A 24,453-nucleotide genomic window follows, 5' to 3' on the forward strand; every position below is an offset into this window, starting at 1 on the left:
CAGCCCTCGATCCCGTCTTCGCACAGCACGCGCACCAGCACCAGGGTCTGGGTGTTCATGGTGGCCACCGACAACTTGTGCGGGCGGATGGTGGGCACATCGACTAGAATGGTTTCGATTGATCTGATCATGTCTTTAGGATATGGAAGTAAATCTGTTTGACCTGATGCAAAGCATAAGTAGTTGATTTAACACCGTCCAACACCGATTTAGTATCAGCTTTATACCCGGGAGGTATGGTCTTGGAGCTGCGCCATTTACGCTATTTCATCGCCGTGGCCGAGGAGCTGAATTTCACCCGCGCCGCCGAACGCCTCCACATCGCCCAGCCGCCGCTGAGCCGGCAAATCCAGCAACTGGAGGAAGACCTGGGGGTGCAGTTGTTCGAGCGGAATACCCGACCACTGAAGCTGACGGAGGCCGGGCGCTTCTTCTATGCGCATGCCCAGCAGCTGCTGGCGCAAACCGCCGAGCTCGCGGCCATGACCCAGCGGGTGGGGAAAATCGAGCGGAAGATGTCGATCGGCTTCGTGGCGTCGACGCTGTACGGCATGCTGCCCAAGGTGATCCGGCGCTTCAGAACGCGGTTTCCCGAGATCGAACTGAGCCTGCACGACATGACCACCATGGAGCAGATCCAGGCGCTCAAGGAGGGACGTATCGACGTCGGGTTCGGCCGCATCCGCCACGAGGACCCCAACGTGCGCCGCATCCTGCTGCGCGATGAGCGCCTGATGGTGGCGCTGCCGTCGGGGCACCCCCTGCTGTCGGCCAAGCCGGTGTTGTCGCTGAAGGATGTGGCGATGGAAACGGTGATCATTTTTCCCAAGAGCCCGCGTCCGAGCTTCGCCGACCAGGTCCTCGCGGCTTTTCACGACAGGGCGATTGAACCGAAATCGATTTACGAGGTGCGCGAACTGCAGATCGCCCTGGGATTGGTCGCGGCGGGCGAAGGCGTATCCATCGTGCCCAGCAGCGTGAAAGGGTTGAAACGGGAAGATGTCAGCTACATGGAGCTGGACGACCCGCAATTGGTGTCGCCGATCATCCTCAGCACCCGCCTGCTGGATGAGTCGGACGACATCAAGGCATTACTGGAAATGATTTACGACCTGTACCGGGAACAGAATATCGACTTCTACCCAGGAGATTAGCCGCGAAAGCGGCGGAACGGCTTGATGCCCTGGCCAGCCAATGGCGCAAAGCTACTGCGATGTTCCGCCTCGAACGACACTGATCTCGGCAGGACTGCCGCCACCCCCTGCCCGTCCCAATGACAAAGGGGGCATCGCACGATGCCCCCTCTCGTTGATTCCCGAGTTTCGACGCTTCAGCCGCCGGTGCCGCCCACCGTGAGGCCGCCGTCGATGCGCAGTGTCGGCTGGCCCACGCCCACCGGCACGCTCTGCCCTTCCTTGCCGCACACGCCGACCCCGGCGTCGAGTTGCAGATCGTTGCCGATCATCGACACGTAGTGCAGCACGTCGGGACCGTTGCCGATCAGCGTAGCCCCCTTGACCGGGTAGCTCAGCTTGCCATCCTCGATGCGCCACGCCTCCGACGCCGAGAACACAAACTTGCCGCTGGTGATATCCACCTGCCCGCCGCCGAAATTCACCGCGTACAGGCCGTCCTTTACCGAGGCGATGATCTCCTGCGGATCGTGCTGGCCGGCCAGCATGTAGGTATTGGTCATGCGCGGCATCGGAATGTGGGCATAAGACTCACGCCGGCCGTTGCCGGTCGGTGCCACGCCCATCAGGCGCGAGTTCATCTCGTCCTGCATATAGCCCTTGAGGATGCCATCCTCGATCAGCACGGTGCGCTCGGTCTGGTTGCCCTCGTCATCGATGGCGAGCGAACCGCGTCGGGAGGCCAGCGTGCCGTCGTCGACCACCGTCACCCCTGCCGACGCCACGCGCTGGCCGATGCGACCGCTGAACGCCGAGGTGCCCTTGCGGTTGAAATCGCCCTCCAGCCCGTGGCCGATGGCCTCGTGCAGCAACACCCCCGGCCAGCCCGGCCCGAGCACCACGGTCATCTGCCCGGCCGGCGCCGGACGCGCCTGCAGGTTGACCTTGGCCTGATCCACCGCCTGGCGCACATAGCGCTCGACCACCTCGTCGGTGAAATGGGACAGATCGACCCGGCCGCCGCCACCGCTGCTGCCGGACTCGCGCCGGCCGTTCTGCTCGGCAATCACGTACACCGACATGCGCACCAGCGGGCGCACATCGGCCGCGCGTACGCCGTCGTGGCGCGCCAGGTAGATCACGTCGTACTCGGAGGCCAGACCCGCCATGACCTGGATGATGCTCGGGTCCATGGCGCGCGCCAGCTTCTCGACCTTTTCCAGCAGCGCCACCTTGGCCGCCGCCTCCAGGCTGGCGCAGGGATCGAGTGCCGGGTACAGCGCGCGGCTGCTGCGCGGAGAGACCGAACCCACCGAGCCGCTGCCGCCGCTGCGACCGATCTCGCGCACCGCGTCGGCGGCACGCATCAGCGCCTCGGTGTTGATCTCGTCGGAATAGGCGAAGGCGGTCTTTTCCCCCGCCACGGCGCGCACCCCGACACCTTGGTCGATATTGAAGCTGCCCGACTTGACGATGCCCTCCTCCAGGCTCCAACCCTCGTGGCGGGTGTACTGGAAATAGAGATCGGCATAGTCGACCTGGTGCTCGGTCATGCGCGCCAGGGTGCGCTCGAGATCGCGCTCGTCGAGGCCGGAGGGGGCCAGCAGCAGTTCCCGGGCGATAGAGGAGACGTCTTGCATGATGGAATCTTTCACGGCAGTACGCGGTGCGCCAGCGCCGGAAGGCGGCTGCGTACCGACTGGATAACGGAAGGGTCGATCTCGGCGAGCACCACGCCCTCGCCCTTGTCCTGCTGAGCCAGGATGCGCCCCCAGGGGTCGACGATCATCGACTGGCCATGCGTCTTGCGGCCGTTCTGGTGGGTGCCGCCCTGCGCCGAGGCGATCAGGTAACACTGGTTCTCGATGGCGCGCGAGCGGATCAGCGGCTCCCAGTGCGCCTCGCCGGTGGTGGCGGTGAAGGCGGCCGGCAGTACGATCACGTCGATCGGCGACAGGCCGCGGTAGAGTTCGGGAAAGCGCAAATCGTAGCAGATGCTGTAGGCAATATCGGCCAGCGGCGTGGACACCTTGACCGGCTCGGTGCCGGGACGGATGGTGTTGGATTCGCAGTAGCTCTCACCGGTGCCGGTAAACCCGAACAGGTGAATCTTGTCGTAGCGCGCCACCACCTCGCCCTGCGGGTTGTAGGTCAGCGTGCTGTTGAACACCCGGTCAGGCTCGGGGCACTCCAGCGGCACCGTGCCGCCCACCAGCCACACGCCATGGCGGCGCGCCATCGCCGCCAACGCGGCCTGGATAGGTCCGGCGCCGAACGCTTCGCGGTGCGCCACCTTGTCGCTGTCCTGCTCGCCCATCAGGCAGAAGTACTCGGGCAGCACCACCAACCGGGCGCCCTGCTCGGCCGCCTCGGCAACCAGGCGCGCCGCCGCCTCCAGGTTGGCCGAAACATCGGTCCCCGACACCATCTGTACGGCGGCGGCGGTAAATTTTTGCTTCATGGCTATTTTGTCTTTTCCTGGCCGGCGCTCGCCGCGCCAACCTTGTTGACCACCGGGTCGGCGAGCGACCCCTTCACCTCGTAGTCTACCGAGAAAATCTTGCCGACGGGGTCCTGCAGCAGTTTCTGCGCCGCCAGCGCGGCCACGCCGGCCAAGGGGTTCAGCAGCGCCGCCCCTGTCGCCAGCGCCACCCCCTCCGACAAACGCGGCTCAACCCGTACCCGGATGTCCTGAGTTTCACTGTTCAGGTCGACCTTGCCCTTGATGCCGACGGCGGCGGCGGGTCCGTTCATCGCCACGTTATCGGAGGCGAACACGCCATTGCTGATGGCGGCACGGCCGGTCAGCGAATCGAAGGCGAAGCCATCGCTGAACATGTCGGTAAAATCGAGCCGGATACGGCGCGGCAGCGATTGCAGGCTGATCACGCCGAGCAATCGGGCCGCCCCCGGACTCACCTTGGCAAAACGCCCATTACGGAAATCCACCGCCATCTCGCCCGACAAGCGCGACAACTCGTAATCGGTCAGCCCCCCCGGCCAATGCAGCTTGCCGCCCAGCGTCCCCTCGCCCTTGCGGAAGGTGTCGCCGTAACCGAAACGCCCCAGCAGCTCGCCCAGGTTGGCGGATTCGAGCTTGAAGTCGACGTCCACCCGCGGCGTGGCACCGTCGCTGGCACGCGCGGCGCCCTGCAGCAGACCGCTGTCGGAACGCAGCACGAAACGGTCGAGGAGCCAATCCTTGCCGGACTGCACCGCATGCAGTTCGAGCTTGCCGACGCTTCTGCCACTATAGAGCAGATTGCCCACCTCGACGTCCAGCTCGGGCAGGCTCTCGTCTTCGCCCTGTGCCGTCGGCGCCAGCACCTGCGAGGCGCTGGCCGGCAGCGGCAAGGCCAGCCGGGCGATCCTGGCCTTGAGCCGGCCCTGTCCTTGCGGGTAGTAATCAGCCTCAGTGACCAACTGGTCAGAGCCGAAATTCATGTGCCAGAAGGCCTGCCCCGGCTGGCGTGCGAGACGCGCCGAGACCCCGGAGAACTGGCGCGCCCCCACCTCGAGGCGCCCGGTATCGAGCTCGATCCGCCACGGCCAGTCGACCGCCCCGCCTCCCGAGCCGACACTCCGGCTCTTGAGCAGGGTCTGCCATGGCTTCAGCGCGATCACCGGCTGCGCCACGCGTAGCGTCAGTCCCGGGGCCGGCGGGTCGGCCACCGGACGCCCCACCGCTATCAGAGCCGCGCTGAGGGCGCCGTCCTCGGCCAGCCGCAGCCGACCGCCAGCGCGTTTGTTGTCGACAGTGAACCCCACTTGCCAGCCGCTCGCCGGCACCTTGGCAGGCAGCACCTCCACCGCCAACGGCCACGCCTCGCCCGCCGCCTTGCTGGCCGGGGCCGGTGCGGTGATGGCGGTACCGACCAGGTCCGAGCGCACATTCAAGCCTTCCAGCCCCTTGCCCACCTGGAAATTGACGCTGTAGCGGGAACGACCGGCGGCGTACGGCGCCAGAAACGGCACGTAACCCTGCAGCACCCGCCCCGAGTCGGCCTCTCCGTCCATGCGGAACGTCATCCGCCCGGCGGGATCGGTCGTCGCCCGCAGGGTGAACGGACCGCCCAGCGCGGTCATCCTGAGGCCATTGCTGAGCACGCCCTTCTCGGTGAAGCGCAGCACACCACGCACACCCTCGGCGGCGGGAATCGGCCAGTGCGTGAAGGCCAGCCGGTTGTCGATGAACGACAGGTCCCCAGCCACCCGGCTCGTCTGCGCAGCGGACAGGGGTACCGCAATGGTGAGGTCGAACCGTGCCGACCCCGTCGCCTGGATCTGCCCGGTAAAACCACCCAGCCAGCCGTCGACCGGGCTGTGCGTGGTGAACGCCAGCAGCTTGGCGAGCTCGCCCTGAGCCCGTCCCTTGATGTCGAGCACCGGTGCGGCGGCGCCGAGATCGGCGATGCCGACCCTCACGTCACGCAGCGGCACGCCCAGCGTCGTGGCACGCGGCGACACGATCTCCATCTTTTCGTTGTGGAATCGCAGCAAGGCATCGATGTCGTCCAGCTTCGGCCAACCTGGCTGATACTCGAGCTGGCCATGCTCCACCTGCGCTTCCACCAGGAACTCGCCGTTGCGCCCGCCCTTGAAGGGAAAATCGTCCAGATTGCCCTTGAGCTGCAGCGTCACCTTGCGCGCCTCACCGTCCTTGAGCGCGGCGCGCAGCCAGCGGATCGTGTCGGCCCCGGCAGCATAGGGCAGGTAGTCGGGCACTCGCACGGCCCGCACCCGGTCGATACCGGCCTTGAGATCGATCTGCCCCGCCCCCTGGCCGGTATAGCGATACTTCCCTGACAGCCACCCCTGCAGGTCGCGGTTGCCGAAATTCAGCTGCCGGAAGGCGACGTCGACACCGCCGGCCACACGGGTCCACTCCACATCGGCTTTCAGATGCTCGAAACCGAGCGGCTGCGGAAACACCCGCGACAGCTGCAGTGACGAAGCGCCGGCATCCAGTTGCAGGCGTCCGCCGGCCTGGTCGAAGCGTATCTGCCCGGTCACCCCGGCCACGCCGGGAACCGGCCCGGTCTCGGCCCAGGCCAGCTGCTGGAATCCGCTCGCCACGCTGTACTTGGCCGGCGCCTCGAGCCGGCCTTGCCAGCTGACGCTGACATCGTGCAACTGACCGGAGGGCGAGAATTTGCCAAACAAGGGCGATTTGTCCGCGCCCACGGCGTGGATCAGCGGCGCCAGATGCGTCAGCGACGCGTTGTCCAGTTTCAGGTCGCCGCCATCCTCGGCCCAGAACCCGGAAACGCGCGAGTGATCGAAAGCCAGCCCCGTCGCGCTGGCCAGGGTCAGATCACGTGCCTCGATCTGGTACTTGCCGCCATCCCGCACCACCTCCAGTTGGCCACCCAGCTTGGGAACGTTGAGCTCGCCGGCATCGATCGGCGCGTAGGCCGCATTCTTGAGGGCGACATTGGCCTTGAGCCGGTCGATGCGGCCCTGGCTGAACGCCACCTGGAACACACCGTCGCCCTCGCCGGAACGCACCCCGCCCCACTGTTTCAGATAGCGTGACCAGGGGCTCACCTTGACCCCCTGCCAGTCGACCCTCAGCTCGCCTTGCCATTCCTTCCATGCGCGCACGTCGTCACCGCGCCACTGCGCCGACAGAGAGATGGCTCGCCCGAGCGCGGCCGAAGGCTGGCCGGTGATTTTCAAGCCGTGGCCGAACAAGCCGCTGCTGAATTCGGCCTGCCCCTTGTCGAGCCGGAAACGCGGCAAGCCAAGCAATTCGTCCTGCCACGACAGCCGCGCATTGTTGATCACCAGCGAAGGCTGGTTGAGCCACCAGTTGGCGGCGCTGCCGTCGCCGGCCCGCCCCTCGCCACCGGAGGAAATATCGAAACCATTCAGGTAGATCACGCCGTCACGCCCGCGCGACAGGTCGACCACCGGCCCGTCGACCACGATGTGTGCAAAGCGGGGAGACCACACCAGCAGGCTGCGCCACGCCGGCGTCAGGCTGACGCGTTCGAAGCTTAGCGCCGCGCCATCGCGTGGATTGGCCATGGTGACGCCGTAGAGATCGAGCCGCGGGGCCACGCCGGCCCACTGCCCTTGCAGTTGCCGGATCGTCACCACCCGTCCGGTCTGGCGGGACAACAGCGACGCCAGCTCGGCGCGATACTGCTCGAGGTTAGGCAGGAACCAGAAAGTGAACGCGGCGAAGGCTGCCGCCAGCACTGCGGTACCGCCGGCCAGCAGCACCCCACCCCAGCGCAGCACAAATTTGAGGGACGCGACCACCGGCAGCCGGCGAAAAGACAATCGACGCTTTTCCAAGAAAGAGAACCATTACACAATGAGAAAAATGACCGGACCGAACGATCAGACAGCGGAGCCATTATGCCAGCAAACCCCGTCCCCACCATCGACAGCAGCTGCAACTTTTCGCTTTACCTGCGTCGCCTGCTCGATGCGCATCCCGAGCAGCGCGAGCGTCTCGTCGCCCGGCTGCATATGCCATTTGACCGGCAGGAAATGGAGGAGTTTACCGACTGGGCCACAACCCTGGCTCCCGAGCTCTTCATGTCCCGGCTGCGACAGCTGCGCCAGGCCGTCATGGCTCGCCTGATCAGCCGCGACCTGGGCGGACTGGCCGGGCTCGACGAAGTGGTCAGCACCATCAGCGAGCTGGCCGAATTCGCCGTGCAGCGCTCGCTGGCCGTCGCCCACGCCGCGCTCTCCCATTATGGTCAACCGATCGGAGAAGAAAGCGGTCAGGTCCAGGAGCTGATCGTCATCGGCATGGGCAAGCTGGGCGGCGGCGAGCTCAATGTCTCCTCGGACATCGACCTGATCTTCATCTACCCGGAAAACGGCGAAACCAACGGCGGGCGCCGCATCAGCAACATCGAGTACTTTACTCAGCTCGGCAAACAGATCATCCGCTTCATCAACGACCAGACCCCCGATGGCCAGGTGTTCCGCGTCGACATGCGCCTGCGCCCCTACGGCGACTCCGGCCCGCTGGCGATGAGCTTTGCCGCCCTGGAAAACTACCTGCTGTCGCAGGGGCGCGAATGGGAACGCTACGCGTGGATCAAGGCCAAGGCGCTCACCGGCGATACCGACGGCCTGGCCGAACTGGTACGCCCCTTCGTCTACCGCAAGTACCTCGACTACAACGCCTACGGCGCGATGCGTGAACTGCACGTGCAGATCCGCCGCGAAGTGGCACGGCGCGACATGGCCGACAACATCAAGCTGGGGCCGGGCGGCATCCGCGAAGCCGAGTTCATCGCCCAGGTGTTCCAGCTGATCCGGGGCGGCCGGGAGAAGAGCCTGCAGCTCAAGAGCACCCGCGAAACCCTCGCCCGCCTGGCCGAAATGCGCCTGCTGGAACCCGACGCAGTGCACGAGATCATGGAAGGCTATGTGTTCCTGCGCAACCTCGAGCACCGCCTGCAATACCTGGACGACCAGCAAACCCAGACGCTGCCCTCCTCGGCGGAAAATCGCGCCAAGATCGCCGGCAGCATGGGCTTTGCCGACTGGCAGGCGTTCATGGACGCCCTCAACATCCATCGCCGCCACATCACCCGCCACTTCGAACAGGTCTTCTTCCTGCCGACCGAAAACGCCGTCGCCCACCCGCTGACGCCGCTGTGGCGCGACATTGGCGACGACGACAACATCCCGGAACAACTCGCCCAGCTGGGGTACCAGGATGGCAACAGCGTCGCCCAGCAGCTGAAGAGCCTGGCCGGCAGCCAGCGCTACCAGCAGATGCCGCTCGCCAACCGCAAGAAGTTCGATGCGCTGATCCCGCCGCTGATCGAGGTCGCGGCAGCGCTGCCGCACCCCGACGTCACGCTCGCCCGCATCATCACACTGCTGGAAACGATCAGCCGCCGCGCCTCCTACCTGGCGCTGCTGACCGAATACCCGCAGACGCTGCAGCGCCTGGCCTCGCTTTACGCCAGCAGCTCCTGGGTGTCGAACTACCTGACCCGCCACCCCATCCTGCTCGACGAACTGCTGGACGCCCGGGTGCTCTACGCCACCCCGGACTGGCCGCAACTGGCCGCGCAACTGGAAGAGCAGCTTTCGGCCAACCCTGGCGACACCGAAGGCAAGATGGACGCGCTGCGCCATTTCAAGCATACCCAGACCTTCCGCCTGGTGGCTCAGGACCTGGCCGGCATGTGGACCGTCGAAGCCCTGTCCGACGAGCTCTCCCGGCTGGCCGATACCGTGCTCGAGGCCACCCTGCGCCACGCCTGGCTGGAGATGCCGACACGGCATCGCGACGTCCCGCGCTTCGCCATCATCGGCTACGGCAAACTGGGCGGCAAAGAGCTGGGCTATGCCTCCGACCTCGACATCATCTTCCTGCACGACGACCCCCACCCCGACGCCGCCGACCTCTACTCGCGCCTGACGCGCAAGATGTCGACCTGGCTCACCAGCGTCACCTCGGCCGGGATTCTGTACGACATCGACCTGCGTCTGCGCCCGAACGGCTCCAGCGGCCTCTTGGTCAGCTCGCTGGAAGCCTTCGAGAAATACCAGCACCACGACGCCTGGGTGTGGGAGCACCAGGCCATGACCCGGGCCCGCTTTGTCGCCGGCGATGCTGCCATCGGCGAACGCTTCGAGGCCATCCGTCACGACGTCCTCACCCTGCACCGCGACCCGGCAGTGCTGCGCGAGGAAGTGCTGGCCATGCGCCAACGCATGCTGGAATCGCACCCGGCCCGGGAAGACGACGTCAAGCACGCCCGCGGCGGCATCATCGACATCGAGTTCCTGGTGCAATACCTGATCCTGGCCCATGCCCACGAACTGCCGACTCTGACCCGCAACGCCGGCAACATCGCACTCCTGGGCGTGGCGGCTGATGCCGGCCTGATCGACGCCGGACTGGCCGCCGCCGCGCGCGAAGCCTACCGCCACTATCGTCGCCTGCAGCACGCCGCCCGCCTCAACGACGGCAACAGGATCGAGGTAAACGACAAGTTGCGGCATTTCTACCACCAGGCCCAAGCCTTGTGGCAAGCCGTGCTGGGCGGCTAGCCCTGAAACCGGCCCGTGGCTGTTTTTCACCCGGGCCGGTTCACAAGCGGGGCGACGACGGTATAATCTGCCGCACACTACTTTTCAGACGGAGAAACACGATGTCCATGGCTGACCGCGACGGCTTCATCTGGTACGACGGCAAACTGGTCGACTGGCGTGATGCCACCACCCACGTACTGACTCACACCCTCCACTACGGCATGGGCGTGTTCGAAGGCGTGCGTGCCTATGAAACCCCGAAAGGCCCGGCCATCTTCCGTCTGCAGGACCACACCGACCGTCTGTTCCGCTCGGCCCACATCCTCGACATCAAGCTGCCGTTCACCAAGGAAGAGATCAACGCCGCCCACGTCGAAGTGGTGCGCGCCAACCGTCTCAAATCCTGCTACTTCCGCCCGATGGCCTTCTACGGCTCGGGCAAGCTGGGCGTGGCGCCGCCGGTAGGCGACGTGCACGTGATCGTGGCCGCCTGGCCGTGGGGCGCCTACCTCGGCGAAGAAGGCCTGGAGCGCGGCATTCGCGTCAAGACCTCGTCCTTCACCCGCCACCACGTCAACATCACGATGTGCAAGGCCAAGGCCAACGGCAACTACATGAACTCCATCCTCGCCAACACCGAAGCCACCCGCGACGGTTACGACGAGGCGCTGCTGCTCGACGTCGAAGGCTACGTGGCCGAAGGGTCCGGCGAAAACATCTTCATCATCCGCAAGGGCAAGCTGTATACCCCGGACCTGACCTCGGCGCTGGAAGGCATCACCCGCGACACCGTGGTGCAGATCGCCAGCGAGATGGGCCTGGAACTGATCGAGAAGCGCATCACCCGCGATGAAGTCTACAGCGCCGACGAAGCCTTCTTCACCGGCACCGCCGCTGAAGTGACGCCGATCCGCGAGCTGGACAACCGCGCCATCGGCAGCGGCACGCGCGGCCCGATCACCACGGAAATCCAGAAGCGCTACTTCGACTGCGTCAAGGGCCTCGACCCGGCGCACGAAGAATGGCTGACCTACATCGAACAATGAACGTCCCGGCCGGCCCTTGCCGTGGCCGGCCTGCAAGGAAGCAAGCATGACCGTACTGAAAGAAAATACCCAACGCGTGATCGAAGTCACCGAGAAGGACCTGCCGCTGCACTGCCCGATGCCGGACATGGTGAAGTGGAATGCCCACCCGCGTGTCTTCCTGCCGGTGCACAAGACCGGTGAAGCGCTGTGCCCATATTGCGGCACCCGCTACAAGCTGGTTGGCCCGGTGAGCGGGCACCACCACTAAGAGCCCATCTCATTAGGCGGCTGTGCCTGCGCATCTTGAGCGTCAGCGGTGCTCGGAATCCTCATGTACTCCGTGTACATTCCGGTTCCTGTGCTCCGGTGACGCTCAACCTGCTTTGGCTCGCCCACCTACTGAAATAGGCTCTGATTTATCACAAAGGACATACTAGGGGTGCGGCCCGCTGCCGCACCTTTTTGCTTTGTATCGATGATGAAAAAAATCCTGGTGATCGCCCCATCCTGGGTGGGCGACGGCGTCATGGCCCAGCCACTGTACCGGCGCCTGCACGAACGCCATCCGGACCTGGAACTGCACGTCTTCGCCCCCAGCTGGACGCTCCCCTTGCTGGCGCGCATGCCCGAGGTTCACAAGGCCCACCTCAATCCGTTCGGCCATGGCCAGCTGCGCCTGCGCGACCGCTGGCAAGTGGGCCGCCTGCTCGCCCGCGAGCGTTTCGACCAGGCCATCGTCCTGCCCAATTCGATCAAATCGGCACTGGTACCGATGTTTGCCGGCATCCCGCGTCGTACCGGCTTCCTTGGCGAGTCGCGCTACTGGCTGCTCAACGACGCGCGCGAGCTGGACGAAACGGCGCTGCCGATGATGGTCGAACGCTTTTGCGCCCTGGCCGAAGACAAAGACCAGCCGGTGGTGCGACCAATTCCCCACCCCCGGCTCGCCAGTGACGCAGCGGGCCGAGAGGCCGCGCTCAGCCGCCTGCAGCTGGACACCCAAAAACCGATCGCCGCCTTCTGCCCCGGGGCGGAATACGGCCCGGCCAAGCGCTGGCCGAGCCGGCACTTTGCCGAACTGGCCCAGCGCTTCACTCGGGCCGGCTACCAGGTATGGCTGTTCGGCTCCCCCAAGGACAAGGAGATCGGCGACGAGATTGCCGCCCTGTCAGGGCATACGGCCGTCAACCTCTGCGGCAAGACGGGCCTCGACGAGGCGATCGACCTGCTCAGCCTGGCCAGTGTCGCCGTCTGCAACGACTCCGGCCTGATGCACGTTGCGGCCGCGCTGGATGTACCGCTGGTTGCCCTATACGGCTCCTCCAGCCCGGATTTCACGCCGCCGTTGACAGCGCGCTCGGCCATCGCCACGCTGAATCTGGAATGCAGCCCCTGTTTCGAGCGTCAATGCCCCTACGGGCATACCGACTGCCTCGAGAAGCTCGTCCCCGACATTCCCTGGAAAGCCGTCGTCCAGTTTGTGCCGCCGCTGACGGACAAGGCCGATGAAACGTAACCGGACACTGCCCAAGACATGACCACACTGGAAAAGAATACGCCACTGGAAGAAAACAGCCGTCGGATGGAACTGGTACGGGCCGCCGCCAAATTGTTCCGCGACCAGGGTTACGAGCGCACTACGGTGCGCGACCTCGGCAACGCGGTTGGCCTGCAGTCGGGCAGTCTGTTCTATCACTTTCGCACCAAGGAAGAAATCCTGGTTGCCGTGATGGCACTGGGCATCAGCAGCACCACCGAGCAACTGGAGCGGGCCATCGCCAAGGCCGGATCGACGCGGGAGAAATTGTCCGCGCTGTTCCACGTTCACCTGAACTCGCTGCTCGGCGACAATCAGGCGGCGCTGGAAGTCATGCTGTACGAGTGGCGCAGCATCTCCGAGGCTGCCAAGCCGGGGCTGATCCTGCTGCGCGACCGTTACGAGGCGTTGTGGCAAGCCGTGCTGGACGAGGCAGCGGCCGCAGGGCTGGTCAAGCCGGATACGCGCCTGCTGCGCCGCACCCTGCTAGGCAGCCTGCACTGGTCCGTCCAGTGGTACCGCAAGGATGGGGAGCTGTCCGTGGACAAGCTGGCTGACCGTATGCTGGATCTGGTTTTGATCGAACAATCGAAGTAACCGGATTACACGGGCTATGTCGTTTTTCCACCCGGGCAGGCGATCATTACTACGGCATACCTCGGAAGCTGGGCTAGAATATCAGCATCACGCCTTTGGGCAGCAGGTCCGCACATGAACATTGCAGGCAGCACAGCCAGTATTGGCTACACCACCGTTGCGCCAAGCGCGGCTTACCGCGCCGATCGTGACCCTCTCCCCGAGTCGACACCCGACACCTCGGCCGACCCCGCCCCCCTCGCGTGGGCTGCCGGCATCACCGTGCCGCGCCGCAGCGAGAGCATCGCCCAGGTCGAGAGCGAGCTCAGCCGCCAGTTGACGGTGAATCAGGCCACCGGCTCCGAGGCCGACAGCGCCGCACCCGACGCCACGGCGACGAGCACCAGAAAGGCATCCGCCGCCGCAACCTCTCCCGACGACAACCCCGAGCCACCATCACCCCGGCCAGTCCAGACGGACACTGCTGGGCAGCTGAACGCCACGGCTCAACTGGCCGTCACCCAGTATCAGGCGCACCAAGCGCTGCTCGACACAGACAATGATTCCAGCTCGCACCGGATTTCCCTTTCTGCCTGAGCACGCGGCAGTACCACAAAAAGACGATGGCCCGACACATCATCCGTGTCGGGCCATCGTCGTATTCATTCACACGCTACACCAGTCACTCTGTCAAACGCCGGGCCAGTTCCCGCGCCTTGAGTGAAGCGGCCACATCTCCCTGCCGGGCCGCCGCCACATACCAGCGAATCGCCTCGCGCAAATCCTGCGCCACCCCGTCGCCGTGCTCGTACAGGCTGGCCAGTAGATACTGCGCGCCGACATCGCCTTGCTCGGCGGCCGCCTTGTACCACTTGGCCGCCTGCAGGTAATCCTGCGTTACGCCGCGCCCCAGATAATACTGGGTGCCCAAGCTGACCTGGGCATCACGGTAGCCTTGTCGCGCAGCCAAGTCGAACCAGCGGGTTGCCTCCGGCTGCGAGCGCGGCACACCATCCCCGTTCTCGTACAACAGACCCATCGCGTACTGCGCCCGCGACAAACCATGGCCGGCAGATTTACGCAGCAGCTCAAGCGACTTGTCCCGGTTGGGCGAAACCCCCTGTCCGTGCCAGTACATCATGGCGAGATTGAACTCAGCCACTGGCTCACCTGCGCGAGCCCCCTCCTCGAACAGCTTCCGGGCGGTAGAGTAATCCCCTCCCTCATAGGAAGACCACCCCGGTATCGCCGGCTTTTCTTCTGCCAGCGCGAAGAGGCTCAGGCCGAACAAACACATCAGCATCAGGTAACGCACGGCACCCTCCTCCATCGGAAGAAGTGACAGCCGCCACTGGCCGCTCAGGCGGTGACATCGACATTCTGTCCCAGATGAGGCGGATTGACCGATGCCGCCTGCTCGGAAACGTTCACCGCGCCCTCAATCAAGGAGAGCGCGGTATCCGCTGCCACCTCTCTGACCTTGTTCAAGGAATACACTTGCAGCGTCGTGGCAACGTCCACCAAACCGGCTTGACTAATCGGGTCCATGCCCACATCTCCCACATTGCTTGCTACTATTTTGACTGTAACCTCCGGCAGCGGTTCTGTCAGTCATAACTTGTTAAAATACTGATCTACACCCCAAGAACAGGAACATCTCCATGAGCACGACTCGCCACAGCCCTCTTCTCATCCTTGGTTCTGGCCCGGCCGGCTACACCGCTGCAGTCTATGCCGCGCGCGCCAACCTCAAGCCGGTGATGATTACCGGCCTGGCACAAGGCGGCCAGCTGATGACCACCACCGACGTGGACAACTGGCCGGCGGATGCCGACGGCGTGCAGGGCCCCGAGCTGATGGTGCGCTTCCAGCAGCACGCGGAGCGCTTCGGCACCGAGATGATCTTCGACCATATCCACACCACCCACCTGCAGGAAAAGCCGATCCGCCTGGTCGGTGACGCCGGCGAATACACTTGCGACGCACTAATCATCGCCACCGGCGCCTCCGCCCAGTACCTGGGCCTGGCCTCGGAAGAGGCCTTCATGGGCAAGGGTGTGTCAGCTTGCGCCACCTGCGACGGTTTTTTCTACCGCAATCAGGACGTGGCGGTGATCGGTGGCGGCAACACCGCCGTGGAAGAGGCCCTGTACCTCGCCAATATCGCCAAGCACGTGACCCTGGTGCACCGCCGCGACAGCTTCCGTGCCGAGAAAATTCTGATCAACCACCTGATGCACAAGGTCGAGGAAGGCAAGATCACGCTGGCACTGAACCAGACGCTGGACGAGGTATTGGGTGACGACTCCGGCGTGACCGGCGCGCGCCTGAAGAACACCGCCGACGGCACGACTCGCGACATCGCCCTGACCGGCGTCTTCATCGCCATCGGCCACAAGCCGAATACCGACATCTTCAAGGGCCAACTGGAGATGGATAGCACCGGCTACATCATCACCAAGGGCGGCCGCGAGGGCAATGCCACCGCCACCAGCGTTCCGGGTGTGTTCGCCGCCGGCGACGTGCAGGACCATATCTACCGCCAGGCCGTCACCAGCGCAGCATCGGGCTGCCAGGCCGCCCTCGACGCCGAGCGTTTCCTGGACGGCAAGTAAGCCTTGAAGCCCTTCAAGGAACAGCTGAAGGGGTTTCGTAAACAGGCAAGGCAAGCCGCCTTGCCTGTTTTGCCTTCGGTCAAGCCGCCCGAACCGGAGCCGGATTTCCGCAAACTGTTTTGCGACGTCCGCCCGGTCAAGGACGGCAACCGCGTGCCGCCGTATACCCCCAAGCCCAGCCCGCGCCCGCGTCAGCCAGATCGATACGTCCAGCTTCCCCTGGAACTGGAAGCGGCGTTGCTGGCGCATGCTGTCGGCTGGTTCGAACCGGCCGAACTCGAGCGCAACTTCGCCCGGAACGGCATGCCAGCGGCCACGCTCAAACGCCTGCGCAGCGGCCACTGGCCCGTTGTCGCCGAACTCGATCTGCACGGACTCGACCGCTACCAGGCCCAGGACACCCTGACGCTGTTCCTGCACCGTGCCAGCACACGTGGGCAATGCGTGCGCATCATCCACGGCAAGGGCTTCGGCTCGCAAGGCGCACCGGTGCTCAAGCGCATGGTGCGCAACTGGCTTAAACACCACCCCGAGGTACTGGCCTTCTGTGAAGCGGACGAACGCCAGGGTGGCAGCGGCGCCTTGATGGTCCTGTTACGCCGCCCTCCCTCACCAAACAAGTAACCCCTCTTCCCAGCGTCATGGGTTTCCGCTAGTCTTCAAGAAAAGGGCGGGCCCATGTCATTACCACCCTACCCAGGAGCTACGCATGCAAGGCGAACGCTGCCCCGACTTCACTCTGCCGGCCACTTCCGGCAAAACGTTCACGTTGGCCGAAGCCGGCAAACCACTGGTCATCTACTTCTACCCCAAGGACAACACTCCCGGCTGCACCAACGAATCGATGGCCTTCCGCGACCTCTACACGGAATTCACCGCAGCCGGAGCCGAAGTGGTCGGCATCTCGCGTGACAGCCTGAAGTCCCATGAAAACTTCAAGGCCAAGCTGGAACTACCCTTCGAATTGCTGGCCGACCAGGAAGAAGTCGTCTGCAACCGCTTCGCTGTCATCAAGATGAAGAATATGTATGGCAAACAGGTAAGGGGGATTGAGCGCAGCACTTTCGTCATCGACACGCAAGGTAACGTGGCGCGGGAATGGCGTGGCGTGAAGGTGCCAGGCCACGCCGAAGAAGTGCTGGCGTTCGTCAAGACGCTTTGAGCGCAGCCCTGCCCGGCATCCCCGGCCGGGCACTGCGCAGACAAGGGGACTCATCATGACAAGCCACAGGAAAAGCAGAATCGCCAAGCTGTTTGTGCTGGACACGAATGTACTGCTGCACGACCCGACCTGCCTCTTCCGCTTCGAAGAGCATGATATTTTCATCCCCATCATCACCCTCGAAGAACTCGACAATCACAAGACCGGCATGTCCGAAGTGGCGCGCAACGCCCGCCAGGCCAGCCGCTTCCTGAACGAGATTGTCAGCAGCACCGAGGCACGCATCGACGCCGGTATCTCGCTGGCCGGGCCAAGCAAAGATGCCGCCTCCGGCAAGCTGATCCTGCAGACCCAAGCCATTTACAGCGTGTTGCCCACCTCGCTGCCGGTCGGCAAAGCCGACAATCAGATCCTGGGCATCGTCATGGCGCTCAAGGAGCTGCATCCTGAACGCCCCGTCATCCTGGTCTCCAAAGACATCAACATGCGCATCAAGGCGCGTGCGCTGGCACTGGATGCGGAAGACTACTTCAACGACAAGGTGCTGGAAGACACCGACCTGCTGTACACCGGGTCGCGCGAGATCGATGCCAGTTTTTGGGATCGCAACAGCGAAGACCTACGCTCGTGGCAGGAGCATGACCGACGCTACTACCAGATCAAGGGGCCGGACGTCCCGGACATGCACGTCAACCAGTTGCTCTGGCAGACCGGCGAGCAGCCGTTGCTGGCCATGGTCACCAAGATCGAGGGCAAGACCGCCACCCTCGAGACGCTCAAGGACTTCAGCCATCAGAAAAACAACGTCTGGGGCATCGTGGCGCGCAACCGTGAGCAGAACTTCGCCCTCAACCTGCTGATGAACCCGGATATCGATTTCATCACCCTGCTGGGCCAGGCGGGCACCGGCAAGACCCTGCTGACACTGGCAGCCGGGCTCGCCATGACACTGGAGCAGAAACTCTACTCGGAAATCATCATGACCCGGGTGACGGTGCCGGTTGGCGAGGACATAGGCTTCCTGCCCGGCACCGAGGAAGAAAAGATGACCCCCTGGATGGGGGCGCTGGAAGACAACCTCGACGTGCTCAACAAGAGCGACGACGACGGAGGAGACTGGGGACGCGCCGCCACCCGTGACCTGATCCGCTCGCGCATCAAGGTGAAGAGCCTCAATTTCATGCGCGGCCGCACCTTCCTCAACAAGTACCTGATCATCGACGAGGCCCAGAACCTCACGCCCAAGCAGATGAAGACGCTGATCACCCGCGCCGGTCCCGGCACCAAGGTGGTCTGTCTCGGCAACATCTCGCAGATCGATACTCCCTACCTGACCGAAGGCAGCTCCGGGCTGACCTACGTCGTCGACCGCTTCAAGGGATGGGTGCACTCGGGCCATATCACGCTGCAGCGTGGCGAGCGTTCGAGGCTGGCCGACTTCGCAGCCGAAGTGCTATGACGCACCCCCGTCTCGAAGTCATTCGCGAGGCGGCAAAAGGGGTGGCGCGCAATGCGCCGCCCCTTTTGTTTTTGCATGGGGCTTTCTCCGCCGCCTGGTGCTGGCAAGAGCATTTCCTGACCTGGTTCGCCGAGCAAGGCTACGATTGCTGGGCACCCAGCCTGGAGGGTCACGGTGGCAGCAGCGGGCGCAACTACCTGTCCGGCATCAGCATCGACGACTATGTACGCAATCTATCGGCGGTGATTCGCCAGATCGGCCACACCCCGATCGTCATCGGCCACTCGATGGGGGGCTTCGTACTGCAACAATATCTTGCCCTGCACGCCCTGCCTGGCGCCGTCTTCCTGGCCTCGGTTCCTCCACACGGGCTCGCCGGCTCCAGCCTCCGTTTGCTGAGCCAGGCGCCATCGCAGTTTCTTGCGTTGAATCTGTATCAGAACGGCATGCATCAACCCGACTGGCGCGAGTTGCGGGACATGCTGTTTTCTCCTGCCGCCAGCGACGAGGCCATCGCCCTGATGGCCAGGCAAGCTCAGCAGGAAAGCCAGCGCGCCATCATGGACATGACCCTGATCAACCCGCTGTTCATCCGCCCGTTGCCGCCGGTGCCGGCGCTGGTACTGGGCGCCGCCGACGACAGGCTGATCTCGGCTGCCGACGTGGTCGCCACCGCCTCCCGGCTCAACTGCACCGCCGAGATTCTGCCGAGCATCGGCCACATGATGATGCTGGACGCTCACTGGCCGCAGGTTGCCGATCGCATACTGGAATGGCTCGACCGGCACTGGCCACAACCTGAAGCCGAAACCTACCCCTCCCCCAATTGATACCAAGGTTGGCCGAAGCGGCCTCAGTTGCCGCGTTTACTGCGCCGGAACTCCCATGGTGCTTGTGGGGCGCTCCCTTCCCACAGCCCCAGGCGTTGGGCGCGCGCCTGCTGTTCAGCCGCCTCGTAGCGGGAAAAATCCTCGGCAGACTGGTTCTTGCTGGCATAAAAGCGATAATGCCAGGCGTAACCCTCTTTGAGCTGGGCCAGGTTGACGTCGGTCGCCCCTTGCCAGACACGTCCCACGATCCGGCCATAACGGTCTTTTTCCACCACGTCCACCTTTACCACCTGGCGATAAACACGGGCAGCCAGTATCTGCTTGGCACGCTGCCCATACGGCTGAGCCTTCTCAGGTGCATCGATGAAAGCAAACCGGATCTTGTGCTGCTGTTGCGCCGCATCCAGCACAGTGATGGTGTCGCCATCGGCCACCCCAACGACAACTCCGCTGATTTCTCCGTTATCCGCCTGGGCGAAATAGGCACCAACCGCCAACAGCAGCGTGACACCCGCGATCAGCTTTTTAGCCGTGGAGGCCCCGGAGAGCAACGTCATGACGGCACCAAGTTGCCGCTGATTCACTTTCATCTGCACATACACCCTTCACAAAACAAAAACGGCCTTGCGGCCGTTCCACTTCATATCGACAATCAGCAATCGCTCTCATGCCGGCGTGGCTGCCACAACACGTCAGGGTGGCCCTCCACACGGTTGAGATGCCGGGCCAGCACGAACAGGGCGTCAGACAAGCGATTGAGATACTGCCGGGCCGTTTTCGAGACCTCCTCCTCACGAGCCAGCGCCACCACCGTCCGTTCTGCGCGACGGCAGACCGAGCGGGCCTGGTGAGCCAGCGCGGCAGAACGCGAACCGCCAGGAAGGATGAACTCCTTGAGCATCGGCAACTCGGCGTTCATCTCTGTCACCTTGCCCTCCAGCGCCAGCACCTGGGCCGGCTGCAGCGCCTTGTAGCCGGGCACAGCCAATTCCGAACCGAGGTCGAACAGCGCATGCTGCACCTCGCTCAGCCAGAGCGCCACCTCAGACGGCAGCACTTCGGCCAACAGCACGCCGATGACGCTATTCAGTTCGTCCACATCGCCCATGGCCGCGATGCGGGTAGCGTCCTTGCTTACCCGGCTACCGTCTCCCAGACCGGTCGTTCCATCGTCACCGGTGCGGGTGACGATACGTGACAGCCGATGCCCCATCACGACTTCCCGTCCCGTTCGTCACGACCGATCTCGCTGATGGCCTGACGCAGGCTCTCACGCAGCGTTTCGTTGAACAGCATCTCGTAGTCCTCTTTCAGCTGGTGCATCACGCCGGCCAGCATCTGCCGCGCCTGCATTTCCAGTGCGTCCTGCAACCACAGAGACAGCTCGACTTTCATCCGCGGCAGAATCTTCTGCGTCAGTGAATCGATCAAGGACTGCTCATCTACCACGGCGCAGGAGGGTTCAGGGTCCTTCTCGACCGCTTTATCCGTACCGACAACCGGTTCGGATATCTCCAGCAACGGCGCGGCAGGGGCCGGCGGCGCCTCACTCGACGGAGGAACCGACACCTGCCCTGCTACCGCACTGCTGCTGGGCTCCGGCATGGAGGGCGCATCAACCGCAACCGCGCAGACACCGGCAACGGCATCCTCCAAGTCCAACACGGACGAGCTATCATCATCCGACACGGGGGCCGGGTCGGGCGAAATCGCGTCTATCCCCACCTCAGACGCACCGCTCGCTCCGGACAACAGCTCGTCCGACTCCGCCATGGAGGCTAGCGGTTCCTCTACTCCCGACACAGGCAGGTCGACAGCAGCCCTTTCCGGCTCAATCACCGCCCCCTCCAAGCCGTTCTCATGCGGTAGATTCACTGCGACGTCCACGTGGGCAGCAGGTGGAACCGCCTCGGCAACGTTTGCCGCCGCAGAGAACTCGGGCAATCCGCCATTGATGAATTCCTCGAGCCAGGCGTCCCCATCAACCTCCTCCTGCGACTCGGCAACGCCGACATCCAGCGAGGATTTCTCGGCGACAGGGAGGTCATGCACCTCAGTGGTTTCCGAGAACGAGACTTCCAGCTCCGGCAAGGCCGGAACGCCGGCCAATGCGTCTCCCTCCCCGGATGGAGCGTACGTCACAGCCCACGAGGAAGATGACTCGGGGCCAATTCCGCCACCCAGCACGCCAGTCGGCAAGCTGTCGATATCAATACGCTGCGGAGCCAAAGCCGGTTCAGGGGCCGTTTCCATGTGCTGGGTCGACTCCACCTCGGTATTTTCGGCCCAGGACGCAAGCGGAGCGTCCACCGGCTCGGCCTCTTCGCCCCCCAGCTCGACGGCGGCGATAACGCCCGGCTCCACTTGCCCGTCACCAGACAGACCATCAGGCACCTTGACCTGGACTGCCATCGGTGCGCCGGCATCAACCGCTTCCGGGGCGCCTTCGGTCAATAGCGGAATCGAAACCGAGCCCTCCAAACCAACGGCATCGGACAAAGAGGCAACGGCGGCACTCTCGGGTTTCCCATCCTGGGCAGCCACCGGCTCCGACCATTCCATGGTCAGCTCCGGTATGTCGAACGCACTGTCATGCAGGGGCGCTGGCTCTACAGACGTCGTCGTAGGGTGCTCCTCCACCGGCGGCGTCAGTATGAAATCAAAGACGCCCGCACCCAGATCGCCTACTGGGACCGATTCGCTTTCCTGCGGCACCGGCGCAACCCTCTGCAACTCGGGCAGCACGTCGCCCAGCGCCAGCTCGTCCAAGTCAGCCACATCCAGATCAAGCGATGGCAGATTTGAAAAATCCACCACCGGCTCGGTACTCACCGGCACCGGCCCCACATCCAGCACATCGTCGAGGGGTAACTCAGGAATCTCCAGCTCGATGGTGGCTGCTTCCGGCATGGCGGCCACCATCGCATCCAGTTCGCCGGAGAAGTCGAAATCAGGCAGCTCGAAGGGGGGCTCATCCGTCAGGACGGGCGGCGCCGCCTCTTCAACTACGTCGGTCAACACCGGGAGTTCCAGACCAGCGGGAAGCGATGCGTTTTGCGAGGGATTCATCTCAGAGGTGGCTCATATCGTGATGTTCGATCTCGTAGGCTGCCGCGCGGTAGAACCGAAAACGCTCGCGTGCTGTCGCCAACGACGCCTCGTCGCAACCGACGATTTCCAGAATACGGGCAAAGTGCTCGGGATGCTCCGGCAACGCCGGCCCCAGGTTCAACAGAACCGGGTGCTCCAGGTCAGCCGGCAAGCGCGTCGTAAGCCAGATCGGCGTTTCCGGAGCTTCGCCAGCATCCAACTGACAATGCGGCACGAACTGGGTATCCGCGATGCTCCACAACCGGGCGCTGAAGCCCGCCAATTGCCCTTCATCGGCCAACCACACAAGCAGGCGCTCGCCCTTGCGGAATACCGTTTGGGCAAGCCTGCAAGCAAACGCCTGAGGGTCGGCGACGTTGGTGTAAAAGTCAATCCGCGGCATCATCAACCAGGTCGTGAGATTCGCGCCGCGGCCGGCCGCGACGCACCACATTGCCGATGGCGATATCGGCGCGGTCTTGCAGGAACTGCACCAACAACGGCACGGGGCGACCGGTCGCCCCCTTGTCCTTTCCGCTCTTCCATGCGGTTCCGGCAATATCCATGTGAGCCCAATCGTAGGACTTGGCAAAGCGCGACAGGAAACACGCCGCGGTAATACTGCCACCCGGGCGTCCGCCGGTATTGGTCATGTCGGCGAACGGACTCTTGATCGCCTCCTGGTACTCGTCCCACAGCGGCAAATGCCAGGCACGATCACCCACTTCTTCGCCCGCCGCCAGCAGTTCGCGCGCCAGGGAATCCTGGTTGCTGTAGAGGCCGCTGGCCACGTTGCCCAAGGCAATTATGCAGGCGCCGGTCAGCGTGGCGACGTCAATGACCAGAGCTGGATTGAAGCGTTCGGCAAACGTGAGGGCATCACACAGGATCAGGCGGCCTTCGGCGTCGGTGTTGAGAATCTCGACGGTCAGACCGGACATGGTCGTCACGATGTCGCCCGGCTTGTTGGCCTTGCCCGACGGCATGTTTTCGCAGGTGGGAACGATGGCGATCAGGTTCAGCGGCAGCTGCATCTCGACGGCGGAGCGGAATGCGCCCAGCACGGTGGCGGCACCGCACATGTCGTACTTCATCTCGTCCATGCCTTCGCTTTGCTTGAGCGAAATGCCGCCGGAATCGAATGTAATGCCCTTGCCGACCAGCACAATCGGCTTCTCGTCCGCCTTGCCCCCCTGGTAGGACAGCACGATCAGACGCGCCTCTTCCTCGCTGCCCTTGGCCACTGACAGGAAGGAGGTCAAGCCTAGCGCCTCGATAGCGTCGGGAGCATAGATATCAGCTTTGACCGAGAACTGACGGGCCATCTCCTCTGCCTGCCGGGCGAGATAATCCGGTGTGCATACGTTGCCCGGCAGGTTGCCCAGGTCCTTGGCGAAATTCATCCCATTGCCGATGGCCAGGCCGCGCTGCAGGCCTTTTTCACCGTCGGCCAAGTCGCTGCGACGCGGTACCGCGAGGGTGAGCTTGCGCGGTTCGCGCAGACCGTCTTCGGACTTGGTCTTGAAGCGGTCGAAACGATACAGGGTGTCGAGCGTTACTACCGTCGCCTGTTCGATCATCCACTCCGCATCATGCTTCTTGACTGTCAGCTCGGTCAGATAGCTCACGGCCTCATTGGCCGACGTCTGGGTCAGAGCGCGAACCGAACTGCGGATCGCCTCGCGATATTCCTTGGCGCGGAAATCACGCTCCTTGCCCAAGCCGACCAGCATCACCCGGTCGCACAGGGTGTGCGGCACCGCATGCAGGATGAGGGTGGAGCCCAACTTTCCCTCCATGTCGCCGCGGCGGATCACATCGCTGATGAAGCCGTTGGAAATGCGATCGAGCAGGTCCGCGGCGAAGGTCAGCTTGCGCGACTCGAACACGCCGACGATAACGCAGGCGACGCGCTGTTTTTCCGGGCTACCGCTTTTTATGTTAAATTCCATCGTGAACTCTCATGGATTATGTGCGTCAATTATGCCTGTTCCAACCGTGT

At 63.8% G+C, this 24,453-nt stretch carries 22 protein-coding genes and 1 pseudogene; 12 read left to right on the plus strand and 11 right to left on the minus strand.

Going from position 1 to position 24,453, the window contains the following annotated elements:
- Positions 1-131 (minus strand): annotated as a pseudogene (locus B9N72_RS16755) (muconate cycloisomerase); the annotation flags it as partial.
- Between the two features lie 111 nt (positions 132-242).
- Here B9N72_RS16755 and B9N72_RS16760 point away from each other — a divergent pair.
- Positions 243-1,154 (plus strand): LysR family transcriptional regulator, encoded by a 912-nt coding sequence (locus tag B9N72_RS16760; protein ID WP_143477855.1) that lies wholly within the window; start codon positions 243-245, stop codon positions 1,152-1,154.
- A 176-nt stretch (positions 1,155-1,330) separates the two neighbouring features.
- On the opposite strand, the gene tldD is transcribed toward B9N72_RS16760, so the two are convergent.
- From tldD to B9N72_RS16775, 3 genes are read right to left on the minus strand one after another with little or no spacing between them, the layout of a single operon-like run.
- Positions 1,331-2,773 (minus strand): metalloprotease TldD, encoded by a 1,443-nt coding sequence (gene tldD / locus B9N72_RS16765; protein WP_085277429.1) that lies wholly within the window; start codon positions 2,771-2,773, stop codon positions 1,331-1,333.
- Between the two features lie 11 nt (positions 2,774-2,784).
- On the minus strand, positions 2,785-3,594 hold the full coding sequence (locus B9N72_RS16770) for a carbon-nitrogen hydrolase family protein (RefSeq protein WP_085277430.1): 810 nt from the start codon (positions 3,592-3,594) through the stop codon (positions 2,785-2,787).
- Between the two features lie 2 nt (positions 3,595-3,596).
- Positions 3,597-7,421 carry a YhdP family protein gene (locus B9N72_RS16775; RefSeq protein ID WP_085277431.1) on the minus strand — a complete coding sequence of 1,275 codons (3,825 nt, stop codon included), beginning with the start codon at positions 7,419-7,421 and terminating at the stop codon, positions 3,597-3,599.
- Positions 7,422-7,499: 78 nt separating this feature from the next.
- On the opposite strand from B9N72_RS16775, the gene glnE reads away from it, so the two are divergent.
- The 6 genes from glnE (at position 7,500) to B9N72_RS16805 (ending at position 13,892) form a co-directional block, all read left to right on the plus strand.
- Complete coding sequence (gene glnE / locus B9N72_RS16780) at positions 7,500-10,172, plus strand: bifunctional [glutamate--ammonia ligase]-adenylyl-L-tyrosine phosphorylase/[glutamate--ammonia-ligase] adenylyltransferase (protein ID WP_085277432.1); 2,673 nt, start codon at positions 7,500-7,502, stop codon at positions 10,170-10,172.
- Positions 10,173-10,273: 101 nt separating this feature from the next.
- Complete coding sequence (locus B9N72_RS16785) at positions 10,274-11,200, plus strand: branched-chain amino acid transaminase (RefSeq protein WP_085277433.1); 927 nt, start codon at positions 10,274-10,276, stop codon at positions 11,198-11,200.
- Between the two features lie 46 nt (positions 11,201-11,246).
- Complete coding sequence (locus B9N72_RS16790; protein ID WP_085277434.1) at positions 11,247-11,450, plus strand: zinc-finger domain-containing protein; 204 nt, start codon at positions 11,247-11,249, stop codon at positions 11,448-11,450.
- A 207-nt stretch (positions 11,451-11,657) separates the two neighbouring features.
- Positions 11,658-12,698 carry a lipopolysaccharide heptosyltransferase II gene (gene waaF / locus B9N72_RS16795; protein WP_085277435.1) on the plus strand — a complete coding sequence of 347 codons (1,041 nt, stop codon included), beginning with the start codon at positions 11,658-11,660 and terminating at the stop codon, positions 12,696-12,698.
- An 18-nt stretch (positions 12,699-12,716) separates the two neighbouring features.
- On the plus strand, positions 12,717-13,316 hold the full coding sequence (locus tag B9N72_RS16800; protein ID WP_085277436.1) for a TetR/AcrR family transcriptional regulator: 600 nt from the start codon (positions 12,717-12,719) through the stop codon (positions 13,314-13,316).
- Between the two features lie 114 nt (positions 13,317-13,430).
- Positions 13,431-13,892, plus strand: coding sequence for a flagellar hook-length control protein (locus B9N72_RS16805; protein WP_085277437.1), 462 nt, complete (start codon positions 13,431-13,433; stop codon positions 13,890-13,892).
- Between the two features lie 85 nt (positions 13,893-13,977).
- Here the strand turns inward: B9N72_RS16805 and B9N72_RS16810 are convergent, their stop codons facing one another.
- Both B9N72_RS16810 and B9N72_RS16815 read right to left on the minus strand, forming a co-directional pair.
- The gene (locus B9N72_RS16810; RefSeq protein WP_085277500.1) at positions 13,978-14,610 is read right to left on the minus strand and encodes a tetratricopeptide repeat protein; all 633 of its coding nucleotides are present in this window, start codon (positions 14,608-14,610) and stop codon (positions 13,978-13,980) included.
- A 44-nt stretch (positions 14,611-14,654) separates the two neighbouring features.
- A complete protein-coding gene (locus tag B9N72_RS16815) occupies positions 14,655-14,843 on the minus strand; it encodes a hypothetical protein (RefSeq protein WP_085277438.1) in 189 nt (62 codons plus the stop codon).
- 113 nt (positions 14,844-14,956) lie between these two features.
- On the opposite strand from B9N72_RS16815, the gene trxB reads away from it, so the two are divergent.
- From trxB to B9N72_RS16840, 5 genes are all read left to right on the plus strand, one after another.
- Positions 14,957-15,910 carry a thioredoxin-disulfide reductase gene (trxB, locus tag B9N72_RS16820; protein ID WP_085277439.1) on the plus strand — a complete coding sequence of 318 codons (954 nt, stop codon included), beginning with the start codon at positions 14,957-14,959 and terminating at the stop codon, positions 15,908-15,910.
- Between the two features lie 60 nt (positions 15,911-15,970).
- Positions 15,971-16,534, plus strand: coding sequence for a Smr/MutS family protein (locus tag B9N72_RS16825; RefSeq protein ID WP_234986028.1), 564 nt, complete (start codon positions 15,971-15,973; stop codon positions 16,532-16,534).
- Between the two features lie 85 nt (positions 16,535-16,619).
- Complete coding sequence (locus B9N72_RS16830; protein WP_085277441.1) at positions 16,620-17,072, plus strand: peroxiredoxin; 453 nt, start codon at positions 16,620-16,622, stop codon at positions 17,070-17,072.
- Between the two features lie 55 nt (positions 17,073-17,127).
- The gene (locus tag B9N72_RS16835; RefSeq protein ID WP_085277442.1) at positions 17,128-18,531 is read left to right on the plus strand and encodes a PhoH family protein; all 1,404 of its coding nucleotides are present in this window, start codon (positions 17,128-17,130) and stop codon (positions 18,529-18,531) included.
- On the plus strand, positions 18,528-19,361 hold the full coding sequence (locus B9N72_RS16840; protein WP_085277443.1) for an alpha/beta hydrolase: 834 nt from the start codon (positions 18,528-18,530) through the stop codon (positions 19,359-19,361). Before B9N72_RS16835 ends, B9N72_RS16840 begins: the two co-directional genes overlap by 4 nt.
- A gap of 23 nt (positions 19,362-19,384) precedes the next feature.
- On the opposite strand, the gene B9N72_RS16845 is transcribed toward B9N72_RS16840, so the two are convergent.
- The 5 genes from B9N72_RS16845 to B9N72_RS16865 form a co-directional block, all read right to left on the minus strand.
- Positions 19,385-19,951: a thermonuclease family protein gene (locus tag B9N72_RS16845; RefSeq protein WP_085277501.1), complete on the minus strand. Its 567-nt coding sequence runs from the start codon at positions 19,949-19,951 to the stop codon at positions 19,385-19,387.
- Between the two features lie 62 nt (positions 19,952-20,013).
- On the minus strand, positions 20,014-20,574 hold the full coding sequence (locus B9N72_RS16850) for a cob(I)yrinic acid a,c-diamide adenosyltransferase (RefSeq protein WP_085277444.1): 561 nt from the start codon (positions 20,572-20,574) through the stop codon (positions 20,014-20,016).
- The gene (locus tag B9N72_RS16855; RefSeq protein WP_085277445.1) at positions 20,574-22,430 is read right to left on the minus strand and encodes a hypothetical protein; all 1,857 of its coding nucleotides are present in this window, start codon (positions 22,428-22,430) and stop codon (positions 20,574-20,576) included. Before B9N72_RS16855 ends, B9N72_RS16850 begins: the two co-directional genes overlap by 1 nt.
- A 1-nt stretch (position 22,431) precedes the next feature.
- Entirely contained in the window at positions 22,432-22,857 is a 426-nt protein-coding gene (locus B9N72_RS16860) for a DNA polymerase III subunit chi (RefSeq protein ID WP_234986029.1), read from the minus strand.
- Entirely contained in the window at positions 22,841-24,403 is a 1,563-nt protein-coding gene (locus tag B9N72_RS16865; RefSeq protein ID WP_085277446.1) for a leucyl aminopeptidase, read from the minus strand. Before B9N72_RS16865 ends, B9N72_RS16860 begins: the two co-directional genes overlap by 17 nt.
- Between the last annotated feature and the right edge of the window lie 50 nt (positions 24,404-24,453).

It is taken from the genome of Pseudogulbenkiania subflava DSM 22618 (assembly GCF_900177275.1).
GTDB classification, from domain to species: Bacteria; Pseudomonadota; Gammaproteobacteria; order Burkholderiales; family Chromobacteriaceae; genus Pseudogulbenkiania; species Pseudogulbenkiania subflava.